Source organism: Pararhizobium sp. (genome assembly GCF_035497515.1).
Classification (GTDB): domain Bacteria; phylum Pseudomonadota; class Alphaproteobacteria; order Rhizobiales; family Rhizobiaceae; genus Pararhizobium.
The window spans coordinates 62,036-79,229 of record NZ_DATJDJ010000218.1; the positions used below are offsets into that span (position 1 = coordinate 62,036).

General features: G+C 56.8%; 13 protein-coding genes, 3 pseudogenes and 1 other annotated feature. Of the genes and pseudogenes, 12 read left to right on the forward strand and 4 right to left on the reverse strand.

The genetic code is table 11. The annotated features are described in order from the left end of the window. The first annotated feature begins 112 nt into the window (after window positions 1-112). The 4 genes from VL202_RS23120 (at window position 113) to msrA (ending at window position 4,955) form a co-directional block, all read left to right on the forward strand. Window positions 113-1,660, forward strand: coding sequence for a sigma-54 dependent transcriptional regulator (locus VL202_RS23120; protein WP_325466401.1), 1,548 nt, complete (start codon window positions 113-115; stop codon window positions 1,658-1,660). 184 nt (window positions 1,661-1,844) lie between these two features. Further along, window positions 1,845-3,713: a DUF882 domain-containing protein gene (locus tag VL202_RS23125; protein WP_325466402.1), complete on the forward strand. Its 1,869-nt coding sequence runs from the start codon at window positions 1,845-1,847 to the stop codon at window positions 3,711-3,713. Window positions 3,714-3,990: 277 nt separating this feature from the next. Further along, window positions 3,991-4,437 (forward strand): peptide-methionine (R)-S-oxide reductase MsrB, encoded by a 447-nt coding sequence (gene msrB / locus VL202_RS23130; RefSeq protein ID WP_325466403.1) that lies wholly within the window; start codon window positions 3,991-3,993, stop codon window positions 4,435-4,437. Beyond that, window positions 4,437-4,955, forward strand: a complete 519-nt coding sequence (msrA, locus tag VL202_RS23135) for a peptide-methionine (S)-S-oxide reductase MsrA (RefSeq protein ID WP_325466404.1) — start codon at window positions 4,437-4,439, stop codon at window positions 4,953-4,955. The genes msrB and msrA overlap by 1 nt, the downstream gene beginning before the upstream one ends. A 104-nt stretch (window positions 4,956-5,059) precedes the next feature. Here msrA and VL202_RS23140 read toward each other — a convergent pair. Both VL202_RS23140 and VL202_RS26020 read right to left on the reverse strand, forming a co-directional pair. Continuing rightward, window positions 5,060-5,194 (reverse strand): annotated as a pseudogene (locus VL202_RS23140) (DUF2312 domain-containing protein); the annotation flags it as partial. Window positions 5,195-5,572: 378 nt separating this feature from the next. Then, a complete protein-coding gene (locus VL202_RS26020) occupies window positions 5,573-6,097 on the reverse strand; it encodes a helix-turn-helix domain-containing protein (protein ID WP_414692935.1) in 525 nt (174 codons plus the stop codon). 254 nt (window positions 6,098-6,351) lie between these two features. Here VL202_RS26020 and VL202_RS23145 point away from each other — a divergent pair, with 254 nt between their 5' ends. From VL202_RS23145 to VL202_RS23155, 3 genes are all read left to right on the forward strand, one after another. Next, entirely contained in the window at window positions 6,352-6,660 is a 309-nt protein-coding gene (locus VL202_RS23145; protein ID WP_325466405.1) for a hypothetical protein, read from the forward strand. Between the two features lie 53 nt (window positions 6,661-6,713). After that, window positions 6,714-8,501: an AAA family ATPase gene (locus VL202_RS23150; RefSeq protein WP_325466406.1), complete on the forward strand. Its 1,788-nt coding sequence runs from the start codon at window positions 6,714-6,716 to the stop codon at window positions 8,499-8,501. 235 nt (window positions 8,502-8,736) lie between these two features. After that, a complete protein-coding gene (locus VL202_RS23155; RefSeq protein WP_325466407.1) occupies window positions 8,737-9,210 on the forward strand; it encodes a hypothetical protein in 474 nt (157 codons plus the stop codon). A 52-nt stretch (window positions 9,211-9,262) separates the two neighbouring features. On the opposite strand, the pseudogene VL202_RS23160 reads toward VL202_RS23155, so the two are convergent. Continuing rightward, window positions 9,263-10,062: pseudogene (locus VL202_RS23160) on the reverse strand (transposase). After that, window positions 9,665-9,781 (reverse strand) — a sequence feature (AL1L pseudoknot). (Overlaps the previous pseudogene by 117 nt.) A gap of 66 nt (window positions 10,063-10,128) precedes the next feature. On the opposite strand from VL202_RS23160, the gene VL202_RS23165 reads away from it, so the two are divergent. Beyond that, window positions 10,129-11,061, forward strand: coding sequence for a calcium-binding protein (locus VL202_RS23165; RefSeq protein ID WP_325466408.1), 933 nt, complete (start codon window positions 10,129-10,131; stop codon window positions 11,059-11,061). A 356-nt stretch (window positions 11,062-11,417) separates the two neighbouring features. Here the strand turns inward: VL202_RS23165 and VL202_RS23170 are convergent, their stop codons facing one another. Continuing rightward, window positions 11,418-14,249, reverse strand: coding sequence for a TrlF family AAA-like ATPase (locus VL202_RS23170; protein WP_325466409.1), 2,832 nt, complete (start codon window positions 14,247-14,249; stop codon window positions 11,418-11,420). A 180-nt stretch (window positions 14,250-14,429) separates the two neighbouring features. Between VL202_RS23170 and VL202_RS23175 the strand changes: the two are divergent. The 4 genes and pseudogenes from VL202_RS23175 to VL202_RS23190 all read left to right on the forward strand — a co-directional run. Further along, window positions 14,430-14,798: pseudogene (locus VL202_RS23175) on the forward strand (tyrosine-type recombinase/integrase); the annotation flags it as partial. A gap of 422 nt (window positions 14,799-15,220) precedes the next feature. Next, complete coding sequence (locus VL202_RS23180; RefSeq protein WP_325466410.1) at window positions 15,221-15,733, forward strand: toll/interleukin-1 receptor domain-containing protein; 513 nt, start codon at window positions 15,221-15,223, stop codon at window positions 15,731-15,733. Window positions 15,734-15,762: 29 nt separating this feature from the next. Beyond that, window positions 15,763-16,365, forward strand: a complete 603-nt coding sequence (locus VL202_RS23185) for a TIR domain-containing protein (protein WP_325466411.1) — start codon at window positions 15,763-15,765, stop codon at window positions 16,363-16,365. Next, a partial coding sequence (locus VL202_RS23190; RefSeq protein WP_325466412.1) for a toll/interleukin-1 receptor domain-containing protein occupies window positions 16,362-17,194 on the forward strand: 833 nt, incomplete at its 3' end. The genes VL202_RS23185 and VL202_RS23190, both read left to right, overlap by 4 nt.

Here is a 17,194-nt window from a genome sequence, read left to right on the forward strand (position 1 = left end):
AATGCAAGCATTTCTCAAAAGAGGATTTTCAGGCCTTTGTGGGAGGAATGCTTCTCACGATGCGGCACATGACGTGGCGATCCGGATCCATGCAGAAAGCAGGAGGCCTTGAATGACATCCCAAATTCTCGTCATCGACGACGATCCGGTTCAGCGCCGGCTGCTCACCAACATGATCGAGCGGCTTGGCCATATCGCGCATCTGGCCGATAACGGCCGCAGCGGCCTTGAACTCCTCGAGCGCAAGCGCGGTCTGATCAGCGTCATCCTGCTCGACCTGATGATGCCGGAGATGAACGGCCATGGCTTCCTCGAGGCGATCGCCGAGCGTGGCATCGATACGCCTGTCATCGTCCAGACCGGGCAGGGCGGCATCGAGACCGTCGTCATGGCCATGCAGGCCGGCGCCTTCGATTTCGTCGTCAAGCCGGTCTCGCCGGAGCGGCTGTCGGTCGCCATCGGTAACGCCCTGAAACTGGAGCATCGTGAGGGCAAGGGCCGCGCGCCGAAGCGGTCGCGCAACGGCTCGGTCGGTTTCGAAGATGTCGTGTCGGCAAGCCCGGCGATGATCCGTGTGCTCGATCTGGCGCGCCGCGCCGCGCAATCGAACATCCCGATCGTCCTGGAAGGCGAATCCGGGGTCGGCAAGGAAATGGTCGCACGCTCGATCCAGCATGCCAGCGAACGCGCCAGCAAGCCATTCATCACCGTCAACTGCGGCGCCATCCCGCACAATCTGGTCGAGAGCATCCTGTTCGGCCATGAGAAGGGTGCCTTCACCGGCGCCAACGAGAAACATTCCGGCAAGTTCGCCGATGCCGATGGCGGCACTCTGTTCCTCGACGAGATCGGCGACCTGCCGCTCGAAGTCCAGGTGAAGCTGCTGCGCGCGGTTCAGCAGGGCGAGATCGAGACGATCGGTGCCCGCCATCCGCAGAAGGTCAATGTCCGACTGATTTCGGCGACCAACAAGGACCTGATCAACGAGGTTCGCGAGGGCCGCTTCCGCGAGGATCTCTATTACCGGCTGAACGTCTTCCCGATCGCTATTCCCGCGCTGCGCAAGCGCAAGGAGGATGTTCCAGTCCTGGTGCGGACCTTCGTCGAGCGCTTTGCCATCGAACAGCGGCTCGCAACGCCACTGACGGTTTCAAGCGGTGCGATGGCATTGCTCACCGCCTATGACTGGCCCGGCAATATCCGTCAGCTGGAAAACGCGATCTTCCGCGCCGTGGTGCTGGCCGAGGGCACGGAACTGACGGTCAAGGACTTTCCGCAGATCGCCACCCAGATTCCGGGCTATGTCGTCGCCGAGAAAGCCGGCTTCACCTGGGAGGAGACGGGGCCGGCGAAAATGCCGATCGTCGAGGCCGATCACCTGCCGCCCGTCTATCCTCATTTCGGCCCGGCCGAGCGCATGGAGAGCCGGACACATGCGGCCGATCATCAGCCGGACAACGCGATCGCAAGCGTCGACGATGGCGGAAATGTTCGGAAACTGGCCGATGTGGAGGAGGAATTGATTCGGTTCGCGCTGAAATTCTACCGCGGACAGATGAGCCAGGTCGCCCGCAAACTCGGCATCGGGCGTTCCACATTGTACCGTAAACTCAAGGATTACGGCATTAATCCGGACGATCCGTTCAGCGAGGCCGCATAAAATTAGGGATAACAATCAACCCCGATCCGTCGTATTCGCCTGTTGTCGTTTAGACCTTGTTAGTGATCCATTCACTATATTATAAGGATAACTGATGACTGTGGCATATTTGCCATGCTGTCACCGCAATTGACAGTCATCTGAGCAGCCACGGGACGCATTGTCCGTCGGACGGGGATTGAGTTTGCAAAATTTGTTCGGATTCAAGAAGCCTAGCGGCTCCGTGATAACCCGCTTTTGCACCGCGATAGCCGGTAAGGTGCCGCGCGTTCTTGCATCGCTTGTCATCGCTGCGTCCCTGGTCACTCCGGGCTTTGCTCCGCCTGTCGAGGCGGCTGGTCAGACGCGGACGCTGAAGCTTTATTTCATTCATACGCAGGAAAAGGCCTCCATCACGTTCAAGCGCAATGGCCGCTATGACCAGAAGGGCCTGCAGCAGATCAACCGTTTCCTGCGCGACTGGCGCCGCAACGAGCCGACGCGGATGGATCCGCGCCTGCTCGACCTCGTCTGGGAAGTTTATCAGAAGAGCGGTTCGCGCGATTACATCCACGTCGTTTCCGCCTACCGTTCGCCGGCAACCAACGGCATGCTGCGGTCGCGCTCGAAAGGCGTCGCCAAGAAGAGCCAGCACATGCTCGGCAAGGCGATGGATTTCTACCTGCCCGACGTGAAGCTGAAGTCGCTGCGCGAGATCGGCATGAAGTTCCAGGTGGGCGGCGTCGGTTACTATCCGACGTCGGGCTCGCCGTTCGTTCACATGGACGTCGGCGGCGTTCGCGCCTGGCCGCGCATGAGCCGCAACGAACTCGTCCGCCTGTTCCCCGACGGCAAGACCATGCACGTTCCTTCCGATGGCAAGCCGTTGCCGGGCTATCAGACGGCTGTCGCCGATTACAAGCGCCGGGTCGGAGAGAGTGCCATCGAAGTGGCCGGCGGCGGCGCCAAGGGCGCGGGCGACAGGGACACGAAGCGCAAGGGTAATCTCTTCGCCATGCTGTTTGGCGGCGGTGGCGACGAGGATGAAGAACCCAATGCAATTGCCAGCGCCGAACTGGAAGGTGCTGACGAACAGCCGGCTGCCAAGGCCAAGGTGACCCAGGTCGCAGCGGCGGAACAGCCCCTCCCGGGCGTTGAAAATTCGGTTGCGCAGACGGCTGAGCAGGCCAAGGATGTTGCGGCTCCGGTTCCGGGCGTACGTCCGGCCTTCAAGGACGCTGACGCCGGCATCCAGACGGCACTCGTCGCACCGACCGAGGATACCTCGCAGGAAGCCTGGGCAGCGGCATTGCCCGGCGGCCAGGCGGCGACCGAAAGCGAATATGCAGACTTGGCTGCCTACAAGATTCCGGTGCCGCAGATGTTGGGCAAACGCGGCTCGAACGGTGATGCCGGCGGTAGCGACACGTTGATGGCCTCGACCGATCCGAATGCCGCCGTGGTGCCTGAAGACGTTGCAGCGCTTGGCTATGTGCCGGTTCCGGGCATGCGTCCGGCGAGTGAGGATGCGATGATGGCCGTTGCCGACGCCAATGTCGCCGTGCCGTCCTTTGCCGATCGCAGCCTGCAGCCGCAAGCTGTCGCGCTCGCACAGGAACCGGTGGATGCCGAAGCCCAGACGCGCGTTGCGCTGGCGCAGCCAACCAGGCGTGAAGAACAGCCTGTCGAGATGGCGGCCTTTGTCCCGCAGACGGCTGCGAAGACCCGTGGCCTTGTTTTTGACGATGCCTTCAGCACAGACAAGAATGCCGAGGCTCCGGCCAAGGGCAAACGCCCGAACAAGCAGGAAGCAGACGCTGCAACCCGTTCGTCTGTTCGAACAGAGCCGAAGCTGACGCAGCAGATCATTTCCTCATGGGCTCTGACGAATGGCCGCATGGCGACCCTGTCGAAGCCGGTCAAGGCGCCGCGCTTTGTCAGCAAGACCCTGCGGGCCTCGCCGACGACGGTCTATTCGGCTGGCTTTACCAGCGACGCCGTTGCGATCGACACGGCCCGGTTCAGCGGCAATGCGGTCAACTTCCTCGAAGTGAAGAAGTTCAGCACCAATTGATCCAGTCCATCAGACTTGTGAAAGCTCGCTGGTGACGGCGGGCTTTTTTCGTTCGGACCGCCGGCATGGCAGAGGCGCTCACGGGAATGTGCGGATGATGTGAGTTCCACCGGGACGCGCAGGCTTTAACGGGCATGGCGGAAAGCCGGGTATCTCCCTATATATCGGTCATCTCTTCGCTGGTCGCACCTTCTGTCTCGCTGTCGTTCGCCACGACGTGTCACGGATGTGGGGTGGCCGGAAAAGCAATCCCGTTGAAACGGATCAGGAGTTGTGGATGTCCAAATACTTGAAGACCCCGGAAGCGATATCAAAACTGTCTCCGGAACAGTACCGCGTCACACAGGAAAGCGGTACGGAGCGGCCTGGGACAGGGGAATATCTCGGCAACAAGAAGCCAGGTATCTATGTCGACATCGTTTCGGGCGAGCCATTGTTCGCGTCCTCGGACAAATACGAATCCGGTTGCGGCTGGCCGAGTTTTACCAGGCCGATCGACCCGGCCCATGTGGCGGAACTGCGCGATGCATCCCACGGCATGGTCCGGACGGAGGTTCGCTCGACCCATGGGGACAGTCATCTCGGCCATGTCTTTACCGATGGTCCGAGGGATCGCGGCGGGTTGCGTTATTGCATCAATTCGGCCTCGCTCCGCTTTGTCGATCGCGACAGGATGACAGAGCAAGGTTACGGTGATTATCTCGATCAGGTGGAGGATATCTGATGACGACTGAACGCGCAGTATTGGCCGGCGGCTGTTTCTGGGGCATGCAGGACCTGATCCGCCGTTATGACGGCGTGATTGACACACGGGTCGGTTATACCGGCGGCGATGTGAAGAACGCGACCTACCGCAATCACGGCAGCCACGCGGAAGGCATCGAAATCACCTTCGATCCCGCCCGGATCAGCTACCGCGATCTCCTGGAGTTCTTCTTCCAGATCCATGATCCGTCGACACCGGACCGACAGGGCAATGACCGGGGAACGAGTTACCGCTCGGCGATCTACTATACCAGTGACGAGCAGAAGCGCGTCGCGCTCGAGACGATCGCCGATGTCGATGCTTCCGGCCTGTGGCCCGGCAAGGTCGTGACGGAAGTGGAGCCGGTCGGTGACTTCTGGGAAGCGGAGCCGGAGCACCAGGATTATCTGGAGCGGATTCCTGATGGCTATACCTGCCATTTCATCCGCCCCGGCTGGAAGCTGCCCCGCGGCGAAAAGAGCAGCGACGCTGCCTGAGGACGGATCCGCGTTCTCCTGGATGGTTCTCAAAGCAAAAGGCCGGACTTGATCCGGCCTTTTCGATGTTCTGGTACCCGCTGGGAGTGTTCGTTTCGCCGGGATTATTCAGCGTCCGGCGCGTCGATCATGCCGAGAGCGGCAAGATAGGTGTCGAGGATGGCTTCCTGTTCCATGCGCTCGTCCTTGTCCTGCTTGCGGATGGCGATGACCTTCTTGAGGATCTTCGTATCGAAGCCTTAAACCCCCGTACGATTTATATGTTCTAAATATAGAGCATCCGCCGACTAGGCGGATTCCGCCTTCTTCGACTTCAAGCCGGCGCAAGCATGACTACTGCTAGTGCAGGGACGGCTTGAATTCGACAGCGAATAAGTCGGGCGTCAGCCCGTCCGCTTTATTCTTTGGCTTTAGCCCTCTCAGAGTGAGGATGTTCACTTCTGTTCAGAGGTGCTGTTTACGGCGGGTTTTAACGGCATCACAATTGGAAACGCAGCCTAGGACCAAGCTGGCGTACACATCGAGAGAGTCAGCTCGTCCACCCAGTTCGACGGCGACTTTAAAACCCGTCTCACACGCGCGGATTGTAAAAAATAATGGAGGCAGAGCTAACCGACCTAGGATGGTCGTTGCTGTCGAAAGTAAACGCGCCAGCCGTAGTTCGAGTCGGGCTTTCGCATCTCAATGCCCATAGTCTGAAAATATAATTGCAGCCTGTAAGCGAGTTCCGCTGGCACAGTGGGATCCGAATTTTCAAGTCGTCGGATCGTGGTATGTGCGACGTTTGCCTGCTTTGACAACTGCTCTTGAGACGCCGCCAGGATTGTCCTTGCAGCTCGTAAAACCGCACCGGGTGCCCGATCAAATAGGCGCTTTCTTGCGCTGTCTTCATCCGGAAACGGTGCAACCGCGTCCGAGAATGCCACCCCCCAATCGCGATCGTCGTCGGGAGGCAAGAACTTTACGCCTTGTGTCTCCAAGAAATCTCGCACTGAGGCGAGTGTGTCGAACGTGACTTCTCCCTCCCCACTTTCCATACGTTGAATCGTGCGCACCGAAACATCGGCCGAGGCGGCGGCGTCCGCCTGGCTTCGACCGACCGCTTCTCTTGCCGCGCGTAACATTCGTCGGAGCGTATCCATGCCCCGTAAATCTCAGGATTCGTCATAGTTGACAACGTCCATCCGAATCAGTCATGAAACGGCGTAAATATGACTTTCGAATTCGTCATTATGACACATGTCAACAATTGGCATGCTTCGCCATTGAGCCGAATCACAGAATGAAAAAGACGCGAAGTGACCCAGCCTCAACTCTCTGTTTTCAACTCCATTGGCGTAGCTCGAAGTGAGCTCGACTGGACCACATGCCTCATATCTCCGAAGGAGCACGGATCATGCAAACACGCATCGCCGAGGAAATTGGTCGTTTGAGAAAGCTGCTCGCCGACCTCGAGCGCCTGGAGAAGGGCACCATCGAGTCCCCAGCGCTGATGGCAATGCCCTTCTTGGATCAATGGTTCCACTCTTCGCGAAAAGTGCCTTGTCTGGAAGGCGTCGTCGAAGGACACCCATCGCTGCCGGATGGACACCAGATCGTCACCAGCGAGGTCTACGCGCACTTCCAAGCCGACGAGGAACACTTCGCCCGCACCCTGAACCGCTGGTATCGTCTTGGCACTCCCCGCGCGAGGGCGCTGTCATGAAACATCGAATGACCTCTGCGGCTTTCAAAGGGATCAGGAAACGGCCTGGTTCAATGCTGGCCTACTTCCTCCTTCGGCGTGCACTGAAGCCGACCCGTCAGTTCCGAGGAGACGTCGGCGGGCTCCTGATCGTAATTGTTGACAAGCGTTGGTTCCACCGGTTTCAACGCGCAGCCGATCTCTTGTTTTCCGGGCAAGCACGCGCGTTTTTCAACGCTGAAAAATCGATGCACCGAGTGGTTTCGAAGGAGTACGGCTCGAAAACGAAACTCGACCTCGACCTATTGTCTTACAATGCGCAGACGATCTTGCTCACCGACAACATCAAGGCGATCCCGCGCTCCGTCCGGATGGCAGCCGACGACACGGTTACCGTCGAGAAGCCGACCGTTCGGCTGTTGAACGCAGTCCGGACGTTGGCGGGCAGACCTTGCCTTGATGATAGGACGGCGGCGGCAGTGGTAGGTGAAGACTGGGAAGTGATAGAGGCGCTAATCTGCCGGCACTCGCTTGCTGACATAAACTTCGACACTCTTCGTTTTGCAGAGGATTCGCAGGTCCCCGAAGGACCTCGTCTCAGCGAGTTGCCGGGTTTTGAGCCCGCTCGAGAATGGGTGTCAAAACTTGCGACTGACGTGTTGTCATGGAGAGACAAGACGCTCGCGTGGTCAGCTTTGGACAGGGGCGCCCTCATCGTCGGTCCACCTGGCGTCGGAAAAACCATGTTCGCCAAGGCGCTGGCCGCGGAGCTCGGCGTCACGCTGATTGCGACCTCTGCTGGACGGTGGCAATCCGCAGGGGACGGATACCTCGGAAACATGCTTCGCGCGATGCGTGAATCTTTTGACGAGGCACAGTCGAAATCTCCCGCATTGCTGTTTATCGACGAGCTGGACTCGATCGGAAACCGCGAGCACCGGAGCAGCCGACACGCCTATTATGAGACTCAGGTCGTCAATACATTTCTCGAACTCACCAGCACCGCAGCCGACTGGCCCGGCGTGATTTTGCTCGCCGCCACCAACAGACCAGAGGACATCGAGCCGGCGATCCTTCGATCGGGCCGTTTCGAAGAGCAAATCGAACTCGGGCTTCCTACGCCAGAAGAGCGAGCCGATATTCTCTCTTACCACCTCGGCGGACTAATGCCGGAGATGCTGTCGCCGCTCACGGATCTGCTTGACGGTGCCTCGCCCGCCGATCTTGAAAAGTTGGCGCGGGCAGCGAAACGGCAGGCGCGCGCGCACGGCCGGAATATCGAAATCGCCGACGTTGAATCCAGCATGCCGCCTTTGATCAAACTCGACTACGCGTTGCTCCAGCGCATCGCAACACATGAATGTGGGCACGCGATGATCGCACTGACATCGGGGTTCGTGGACGCGGTAACTGTCAAAATCAACGACACGATCATCGAAGGCCGTGCCCAGTCAGGTGGCCGTATTACGGGCGATATGAAGGATGCCGTTCTACCAACGGAGAAATTCCTCCGGGCAAGGATTCGGACAGCTCTAGCAGGCATGGCGGCCGAAGACGTCGTTTTGGGGAACAGGTCGATTGGGGGCTCGGCAACCCTTGGCTCGGACCTGGACAAGGCGACGCGTATCGCGACACTTATGGTCATGAGCTACGGCATGGGAGACAGTCCGCGCTTCGAAATCGACTACCGTCGTGTAACCGAATCTCATCGGACTCCGCCCCATCTCCGTCCTGAGATCGATCGCCTCCTTCGGGAGGAGTGGGACGGTGCGAAGGACATTTTGACCAAACACAAAGACAGGCTGATTTTTCTGGCAGAGAAGCTGGTCTCTGAGCGGAAGATGAGGATCTCTGCGATGTGAAAGCTAAGATCCAGGTGGTCGCGTGCTTCAACCAACAAACGCTTCTGCGATATCGTTCGGCAATGGAGCTCCTGCTGGTTCCAGCCGGCACTGCTTCGCCAAATTTGACACGATCGACGCCGGACGCTCTCGCGATCGATCGGTAGAAAGTGGCTGGGTCGCCCCTGTCGTAATAACAACGACGCGACCGCATGGATTCGACCCGTATGAGACAGGTGACAAGGAGAGGGCGGAGATGGACAAGATTGCCGAATTGGCGGAACGATATCCGCATCTGACATTCGGGAATCTGAGATTCGGCATTGAGTGCGGAGATGGCTGGGCTGATATCATCCACGCTTTCCTCGTGACTGCGGAAGAGGTAACCCCAGCCGGCGGGGGGACCCTTCATTTGCTTCAAATCAAGGAAAAAATGGGAGGTCTCAGGATCTACTACAGAATGGCGGATACCCCGCAAGGGGGCTGGATGGGGATAGACGAGGCATATTATTTGGCTGAGGCAAGATCATTCCACGTCTGCGAGCGTTGTGGCCGCCGCGGCGTTCTGACGTACAATGGCATGTTGTACGCAACGCTTTGCGCCGAGCATTCGGCCGAGCTTGAATCCGAGCCCGTTTCTCCGGAGCCAAGCATGAACATCATAGTGGGCAACACCGTTGTTCCCTACGATCCCGAGGCTGATCCGTTCATCTCAATGAGTTTGGATTGACTAACCGCGTACGGTGAACCGCGCCGGGTTTGCCGGAGGCATTTCGTTTAAGTTATGCGGCCATGGCTGCTTCGTCCAGCATGGCGTAATACCGCTCTTCAGCTTCGGCTGGCGGTATATTCCCGATTGGCTCGAGAAGTCGTCGGTGGTTGAACCAGTCGACCCATTCATGAGTGGCGAATTCCACTGTCTCGAAGCTCCTCCATGGTCCACGCCGATGGATGACCTCGGCCTTGTAAAGACCGTTGATCGTTTTGGCGAGAGCGTTGTCGTAACTGTCGCCAACGCTTCCGACCGACGGCTCGATGCCAGCTTCGGCAAGCCACTCTGAATAGCGAATGGACACGTATTGAACGCCCCTGTCCGAGTGATGCACGAGGCCGCCGCCATGAACGGGACGCCGATCATGAAGATCCACATCCAGGCGATTGGCGACGTTCTCGTAGTAGGTTGACGGGGCAATCGGCAATAGTCTGCAGATCGGCTCGACCCCGAACACGCCACGGTGTTCGTCGATGAACGAGATCATCGTTTGAAGGGGCGGTCGAGCTCCGCCATGGCGAAATAGGCCGAAGCTTTGCGCAGAATCTCGTTGGCCTGACGAAGCTCGCGGTTCTCCCGCTCAAGAGCCTTCATCTTCTCGGCAACATCGCTCGGCAGGCCTGCTCGTTTACCACTGTCGACCTCGGTCTTTTTGACCCAGTCGTGCAGGGTGGCTGGCGAGCAGCCAATCTTGGCAGCGATAGATGAAACGGCAGCCAAGCGTGATGGATGCTCGGCTTCGTGGTCAAGCACCATACGGATGGCACGGTTACGGACTTCAGGTGAAAACTTGTTCGTTGTCTTGCTCATGATGGCTCCACTTTCTCAGAAGTTGGAGCCTCCGGCAAACCCGGCGCGGTTCACTCCGCCAGCGACGTGCTGATCGGAGGCGAAGATGCCGACTATCTCGATGGAGGCCGCAATATCGACACGTTGTCGGGCGGCATCGGCAACGATACGTATGTTGTGGACAACGCGAGCGACGTGGTAACGGAGGCGGCCGGCGACGCGAACGACATGGTCTTTGCAAAGGTAAGCTATGCACTTTCTGCAGCAGCGGATGTGGAGCGGCTGGCGGCCATTACGGACACCGCCACAACCGCGATGAATCTCACCGGCAACAACATCGCCCAAATAATCCAAGGCAACAACGGGACAAATAATCTAAAAGGTCTTGGCGGAGGTGATACTCTTCGTGGCCTTGGAGGCAACGACACGCTTGATGGCGGGACCGGTATTGACACGATGATCGGTGGTACGGGCAACGATACGTATATTGTCGAAAACACACTCGATGTTGTTGATGAGGTGAATGGCGGTGGTGGAATTGACTTGGTAAAGGCGTCGGTAAGCTGGACCCTCGGGACAAACCAGAACAACCTCACACTGACTGGCGCCGGCCAATCTTCGGGGACCGGCAATTCCGGTTCCAACGTCATTACTGGAAATGCCGCGCACAACGTCCTGAACGGTGGGGGCGGCTTCGATACCTTCGTCTTTAACACCGCTCTCGACAGCGCGAAATATGATATAATCGGCGACTTCAATCACGCTATGGACACTTTCAATCTTGAAAACGCAGCCTTCATCGGCCTCGCCAATGGAAATCTTGCTAGCGGCGTGTTCAAGGTCATTGCCAGCGCAAACTCGACAGTCGGAGTCGATGGCGATGATCGCATACTTTACGACAAGGCCCACGGTGATCTCTACTTCGACCGCGACGGCTCTGGCGCGACCTATGGCCGCGTCAAATTTGCCGAGGTTGCTAACAACTCCGCGCTGGACCACACGGATTTCTTCGTCATCTAATTGCGACGGACCAGAGCATTTTTGCCGCCGTCGAGCGGCAATTCTGGGAAGGGCGCGCGATTGCGCATGGCACCGGGCTTGCGCTGGATAACGGCAAAGTAATGCCGCCAGTCGTAAATCCTTGCTGGCGGTTTAACAACCGGTCGAGGACTTCCGCCGGCTGTTCTAAAGCTTATCGACAGTCTCGCAGCGAGATTTCCGCGCGATGCATTGGAGATCCGCTAGAAATGACGATCTAAGCGCGCCTGAAATGCGCCCTCATTCCGGACATAGGGTCTACCCTGACGGTTTTCCAAAAGCGGACATGGAAGCGGACTGGAACGGCGAATTTTTTTCCCAAGCGGTCACTCCGTACATCATTCAAAACGGTATTTGCGGCGCCGGAGATCAAATGCGCCTTCGCCGCCCTCCATCACCTTTGTAATCACTGCCTTCACTTCAGGCGTTTCAATCGCGCCGTCTTGATCCACTGAAATCCGGATAGAATCCTCGCCGGGACGAGGATCGACCTCACCAGTGGTAAGGCTTAAAATCTTGTCTGCGTCTCCATTCACGACAACGTTCGGGTTATGCGTGGCGAAAACGAGCTGTCGATTGCTCTTGGATCTCTTGATCAGATCGACAATCTTCATGATGACTTTGTTGTCGAGATCATCTTCTGGCTGATCGATTATCAAGGTGCCGGCCTGCTGGCGCAAAAGAAGTTCCAGGAGCGCTGAAGCCTGTTGTCCAGGTGACGCCTTGTCGAATGAGATCTTCCGGCCCCTTTCATCAATGTAAGTCAGAACAATGAAATCTCTTGGAACCGCAGCGAGAATATCCCCTACGGTGCTATCGTCTAAGGACGTGTAAATTTTCTTTGCTGACCGTGCAGACACTTGGTGTGCCGCCCCGAACAAGCAGCCAGCGAGCTCGGTGACAAGCTCCTCACCGGGTTCCGGGGGGGATCCAAGCATTACCTTCTTCCTATAGACGTCAAGAATTTGGTCAGCGAATTCTGCCCATCCTTCCAGGCCCATATTTGTGATCCATTGTGAGATTTTTTGGCTCACGTCTGGAATGTAGCTGGCGTCGGCAATCGCCATCAGCGAGGCGACACACTCCTCCGGACAAGTGTCCTTGCCGATCTTCGCCATGAGAGTATCGCTTGAATGGCCAGCAACCGTCGCGGCAGCCTTTTTGAGAATTGTTCTGCGAGCTTCGACATCTTGTGCGAGAGTCGTCCTGGCGCTAATCAGGCCATTGAGCCTTTCGTGGTTGTCCTGAAGAAGTCTCCGCGCCGTCCGCTCGGCCTCGACCGCAGCATTGTAGTCCGCAGAGAGCCTTTGGTTGAGATCAATCAGCACGCTGTGCTGTGCCTGCTGATTAATGGCCTCCTCATGCTGCACCTTGAATTCGTCGGCGGCAACTTGAAAGCCCACGAGTTCGAGTTGTGCTGTGACCTTGAGCTCGGAAATTGCGTCCGTCGCCGCTTTTAACGCATCTTGAACTTTGGTCCGAGCTTCGACCATAGCGCGTCGAACACTTTCCACTGCTGGAAAGTCGTCAAGCGCCTCCTCCTCGAGGTCGGCAAAAAGACCAGAGGAGAGTTCCTCAATCTTCTTACTATAGGTGTCGGCCTTCGTGTCGGCACTTCCTATGAAGCCGCGGGCGCGTGCAAAAAGTGGTGCGCGCTCGAGAACAGCAAGCGCATCCTCGCTCATGCCTTCTTCTGAGAGCTTCTTCGCATTTGCGTCGAGCCTCGCCTTGACGTCTTCTAGGCGGGACTGCGTTCTTTGATGGTCGAGTTGGAGTTGCCAGAAGCTTGCGGTTACACGGAGTTCGGTTGCCACACTTCTCTTCGAAGCCTGGATTGTCTCGTCGACGTGCCGACGCTGCTCCAGCTCCTCGGCGGCAGCAATGCCAGTGATTTGATCGGCCGCCGTTGACTTGTCCATCATGGTGGACGACAGGCCCTTTTGTTCGAATGCGCGAGCTCTAAATCTTCTGCGCGCGTCATCTAAGAGAAGCGGCGCCGAAAGTCCGCGTTGGTCCGTTACAGTGACATGGTCACGTGTAACGAGATCCCGTCTCCAAGTCTCTTGAACACCGTCTCGCTCGAGGACGATTTCAACATAGCCCCCATCGACAAGTGTCTCTTCAATGAGCTTTTCATCACGTTCCTTCGCTTTAATCCCGTCGTCGAACTGCAAGTCGGTTGCAGTTCGGGCCAAGCCGAACCGTATATATTCGATGACTGAACTCTTACCGGAACCGCGGCCTCCGATGATGGCATTAAAGCCGGCATTGAAGCTCATCGTCAAAGGCTCCCCACCCGTTAGCGAGGACAATATGGTGAGGCTGCTAATGGTCTCGGCGGGTATTTTAGGTTCTTCAAATGCAATTCGTGCTTCGTCAGCAAGCATTGCCTGCCGGAGTGCTTCTACCGAATGCTCTCCCACTTTGACCCAGCAGTTGTGCAGACCGAGTCGCTCCCAATTTGGCTTCTTGTTGTCTCCGGTCGCCAACACTGCACGTCGCATTTTTCCCCATTCCAGAACTTCACCTCGTATTTTCTGGAGGGTCGCTGGTGAAAGATCTGAAAACGGTCGCTCGATGTAGACGCCATCGCATTCAAGCTGCGCAAACCTGTGAGAAAATCCCTCTTGATTGGCGTTCTTGTGTGCGTCGGCCTCACTGAAATGAGGAAGCAAAACACACTGCCGCTCCAGCACAGGTTCGGCTCTGACTTTGTCAAAAAGCTCAGCGAGGGTCATGGCTGCCGCTTTCGTATGCGATGCCTGCGCATCGGTTTGCTTGGCGGGAAGGATTCCAACAAGAAGACCAAGAAACTTGCCTATGATATCGTCATCACAAGCCGGATCGAAAAGTACCAGGCACTGAACGTTGTCTTGGCAGGTCACCTCTAGCCCCCGGTACGCATGGAAGGCTTCGACCTCCGAGCCGGCAGTGAATACGTACGATGACATCACGGAGTCGTGGTGATCGGTAATCGCGACGAGGCCAAGAGATCGATTTTGACATTCCGCGACGAATTCATTAGCCCAGGCCTGCCTCGCCTGCTCATGAATTTCCGTTCCGCCTGGCAGGCCGCCAACGCCATCCCATGAACGATCGCGCGGACTGTGGCACTGGAGGTCAGCTTTCAGCCATACCGTTCCAGGATGATGCCCTTTAATGTAAGCCACTTATACGCTCCCGTTTCCCTCCGTATATCAAGCGTAGCGTGGGTCGCGAAAGCAAGGCCATTCTACCAAAAGGCGAGGAAATATGACGAAGCTAATGTTTGGGTAAATGGCCGATTTGCGCCTCGTTGCGGTCATTCAGGCTCTTCGGCGCAGCGCCCGGAAGCTGTCATTCGAGAGCGCACCGGCCACGACATTCGAACTCGGGCGATGGTGGTCCAGCAGAAGACTGGACGACCCGTGCAGTTCGAAATTACGACCGAGGTCAGAGATGACTATGCCTTTCCAAGTCGTGTCGACCACGCTGATCATCTCAGCACTCGGCAATACGCCCGGCTGGTCGATGAGTGGGTCACGGCGATCGGGCTTCGTCGGTAGGATTACGGTACGCATTCCCTGCGGCGAACGAAGGCTGCCATGATCTACAAGGCCACTGGCAATCTTCGAGCGATCCAGATCCTGCTTGGCCATACCAAGATCGAGAACACAGTCAGATATCTGGGCATCGACATTGAGGACGCATTAGAACTGGCCGAGCGGACTGAAATCTGAATGAGGACGGCCCCGCACGTTGTGGGGCCGCGCCCTTTCGCTGCGAGAGCCTCTCGAAGGTTCGATCCGCTTTGCGCCCTTATCACAGTCGTTCAGTCCAAATGCATAATTGCTGAAGCAGTCTGTCTGCTGCAAGCAAATATTGGAGCTTATTGGCTGGCTGAGGGCCACAAGAACGTTGAACAGCCTAAAACAGGCGTAGCATTATATCTTCGCTAATACCAAAAACAGCAAACCCACGTCCTCAGTCCTTCTCTCAAAGGATTTCTAAGTTAAGCGGCACACGTTCCACTCTAACTGGTCTGCTTGTAGCCTTGTAAAGCACTTCGAAAATCTGTGCGGGACCAAATCCAATCGTCGACTCAGAGTTGAGGGATCGCTATATATGCAGCCGTCACAGATCTGCAGCGAGGGCGGGAAACATGGCATTTAGGCAACAAGAGATTCGGGACGCTGCGCGCTTCTCGACAATCCGAAAGACGGCAGCGGAGGCCAACAAGGAAAGCAAGAGAAGCGCATTTCTGTGCCATAGCCACAAGGACGCCGATCTAGCAAAAGGACTCCAAGCCTTTCTCCAGAACCTCGGATGGGAAGTCTATATTGACTGGGAAGACGCCACCATGCCGGACCGACCCGATCGGCGCACAGCAATGAGAATCCAGGAGAAAATCAAGTCATCGGAGATGTTCTTCTTTTTGGCAACGGAGAATTCGATGGTGAGTCGATGGTGCCCTTGGGAAATCGGTTATGCGGACGGCGTCAAGAACCTCGATCGGATACTAATTGTCCCCACCGTTGACAGCCGCGGCAACACTCATGGCAATGAATATCTTCAACTCTACAGGCATTTAGACACGGCGCAATCTGGCGGCATCGGCCATTTTGGCGCGGACAACCAAGGGTACGTATTGCGCGGAAGCGCGGCACCTTTTTGAACTCAAACCAATAATGTGAGGGCGGTTGAATGGCGCGTAGAACCTTCTTTTCATTCCATTATGAACCCGATGTCTGGCGTGCGTGGAATGTCCGCAATAGCTGGGTGGTAAAGCCCGAAAACCAGGAAAGCGTCGGCTTTTTTGATAGTAGCGTTTTCGAATCCTCGAAGAAGGAGAGCCCTGACGCTTTAAAGACTTTTCTGCGGAAGGGGGTTGTGAACACCTCGGTCACGTGCGTCTTGACGGGGAAAGATACCTGGCAGCGTCGCTGGGTTCGTTATGAAATTGCGAGGAGCGTTCTCAAGGGCAATGGCATACTCACGGTGCACATCCACGGTGTAAAAAACAAGGACGGGGTCTTGGGCACAAAAGGAGCAAACCCTCTGGATGCCATGGGACTCTACAAGACGTCGAATGGGATTTTCCTCGCCGAATGGACCGACGGAAAGTGGCAGCGATATAGCGACTACACCACCGCAATCCCGGCGGGCGACCTATGGTTCAAGGCTCCCTCAACGGATACCGTGGATGCCCTCTCGAAACATTGCTTGACTTACGACTTCTCAGCGCAAAATGGTCGGCAGAACATCGGTGGTTGGATCGAAACCGCAGCAGGACTCGCCGGACGATGAGCCTCTACGAATTAGCGATATTGGGATCGCCCACACAAACCGAACGACAGACACTGACCACCACTCTTACTTCGATGGTCAAGGACTTCGATCTCCATGTAGGTAGTGATGTGATGATCCGCGATAGAGCAAGCGTGGCATCTCGTGTTCCAGGAAACGCCTTTTGCGCCATTTATTTCGGCGGTGATATTGGGGCCGATTTAGCTGTTGTGCAGAAGCTAATCGAAGGAAGCATGCCAATTATTCCAACGGTTGGGCCGCAGGGAGATTTTGGCGCGGAGATTCCTATCCCTCTCCAATCTGCCAACGGTCTGCGACGTCGAACCGATGACGCGGCCCTAACCGAATTGGCGGCTGCGGCCTTGGAATGTATCGGGCTTCTTCGCCCTCAGCGTAGAGTCTTCGTCAGCTATCGGCGAACGGAGTCTCGTGCTGCAGCGCTTCAGATGCATGACCTCCTGAACGCGCGTGGCTTCGACGTCTTTCTCGACACTCATGATATTCGACCTGGCGATCCCTTCCAGGAGGTTCTCTGGCATCGGTTGGTAGACTCTGACGTCATGGTAATGCTCGATACGCCGACTTATTTTGGCAGCCGCTGGACTCGGCAGGAGATCGGAAGGGCGCGTGCAAAGGACATTCAGGTAATACGCGTAATCTGGCCGCGACACATCCCTACCAGATTAACAGATTTGGCTGAGACCGTTTATCTTGACCCAGAAGAGCTCTTGGGTGCAGACGGTCCTATCGTGGACACCACCGCAGACTCCATTGTCGTGCGGGTCGAACGATTGCGGAGCATGAGCATCGCGGCAAGGTACATGTCTAT

Excerpts from the sequence above, each read along its gene's own strand:
- VL202_RS23120 (WP_325466401.1), top strand. The coding sequence starts at position 113 with ATGACATCCCAAATTCTCGTCATCGACGACGATCCGGTTCAGCGCCGG.
- msrB (WP_325466403.1), top strand. The coding sequence starts at position 3,991 with ATGTCCAAATACTTGAAGACCCCGGAAGCGATATCAAAACTGTCTCCG.
- msrA (WP_325466404.1), top strand. The coding sequence starts at position 4,437 with ATGACGACTGAACGCGCAGTATTGGCCGGCGGCTGTTTCTGGGGCATG.
- VL202_RS26020 (WP_414692935.1), bottom strand. The coding sequence starts at position 6,097 with ATGGATACGCTCCGACGAATGTTACGCGCGGCAAGAGAAGCGGTCGGT.
- VL202_RS23145 (WP_325466405.1), top strand. The coding sequence starts at position 6,352 with ATGCAAACACGCATCGCCGAGGAAATTGGTCGTTTGAGAAAGCTGCTC.
- VL202_RS23150 (WP_325466406.1), top strand. The coding sequence starts at position 6,714 with ATGCTGGCCTACTTCCTCCTTCGGCGTGCACTGAAGCCGACCCGTCAG.
- VL202_RS23155 (WP_325466407.1), top strand. The coding sequence starts at position 8,737 with ATGGACAAGATTGCCGAATTGGCGGAACGATATCCGCATCTGACATTC.
- VL202_RS23180 (WP_325466410.1), top strand. The coding sequence starts at position 15,221 with ATGGCATTTAGGCAACAAGAGATTCGGGACGCTGCGCGCTTCTCGACA.
- VL202_RS23185 (WP_325466411.1), top strand. The coding sequence starts at position 15,763 with ATGGCGCGTAGAACCTTCTTTTCATTCCATTATGAACCCGATGTCTGG.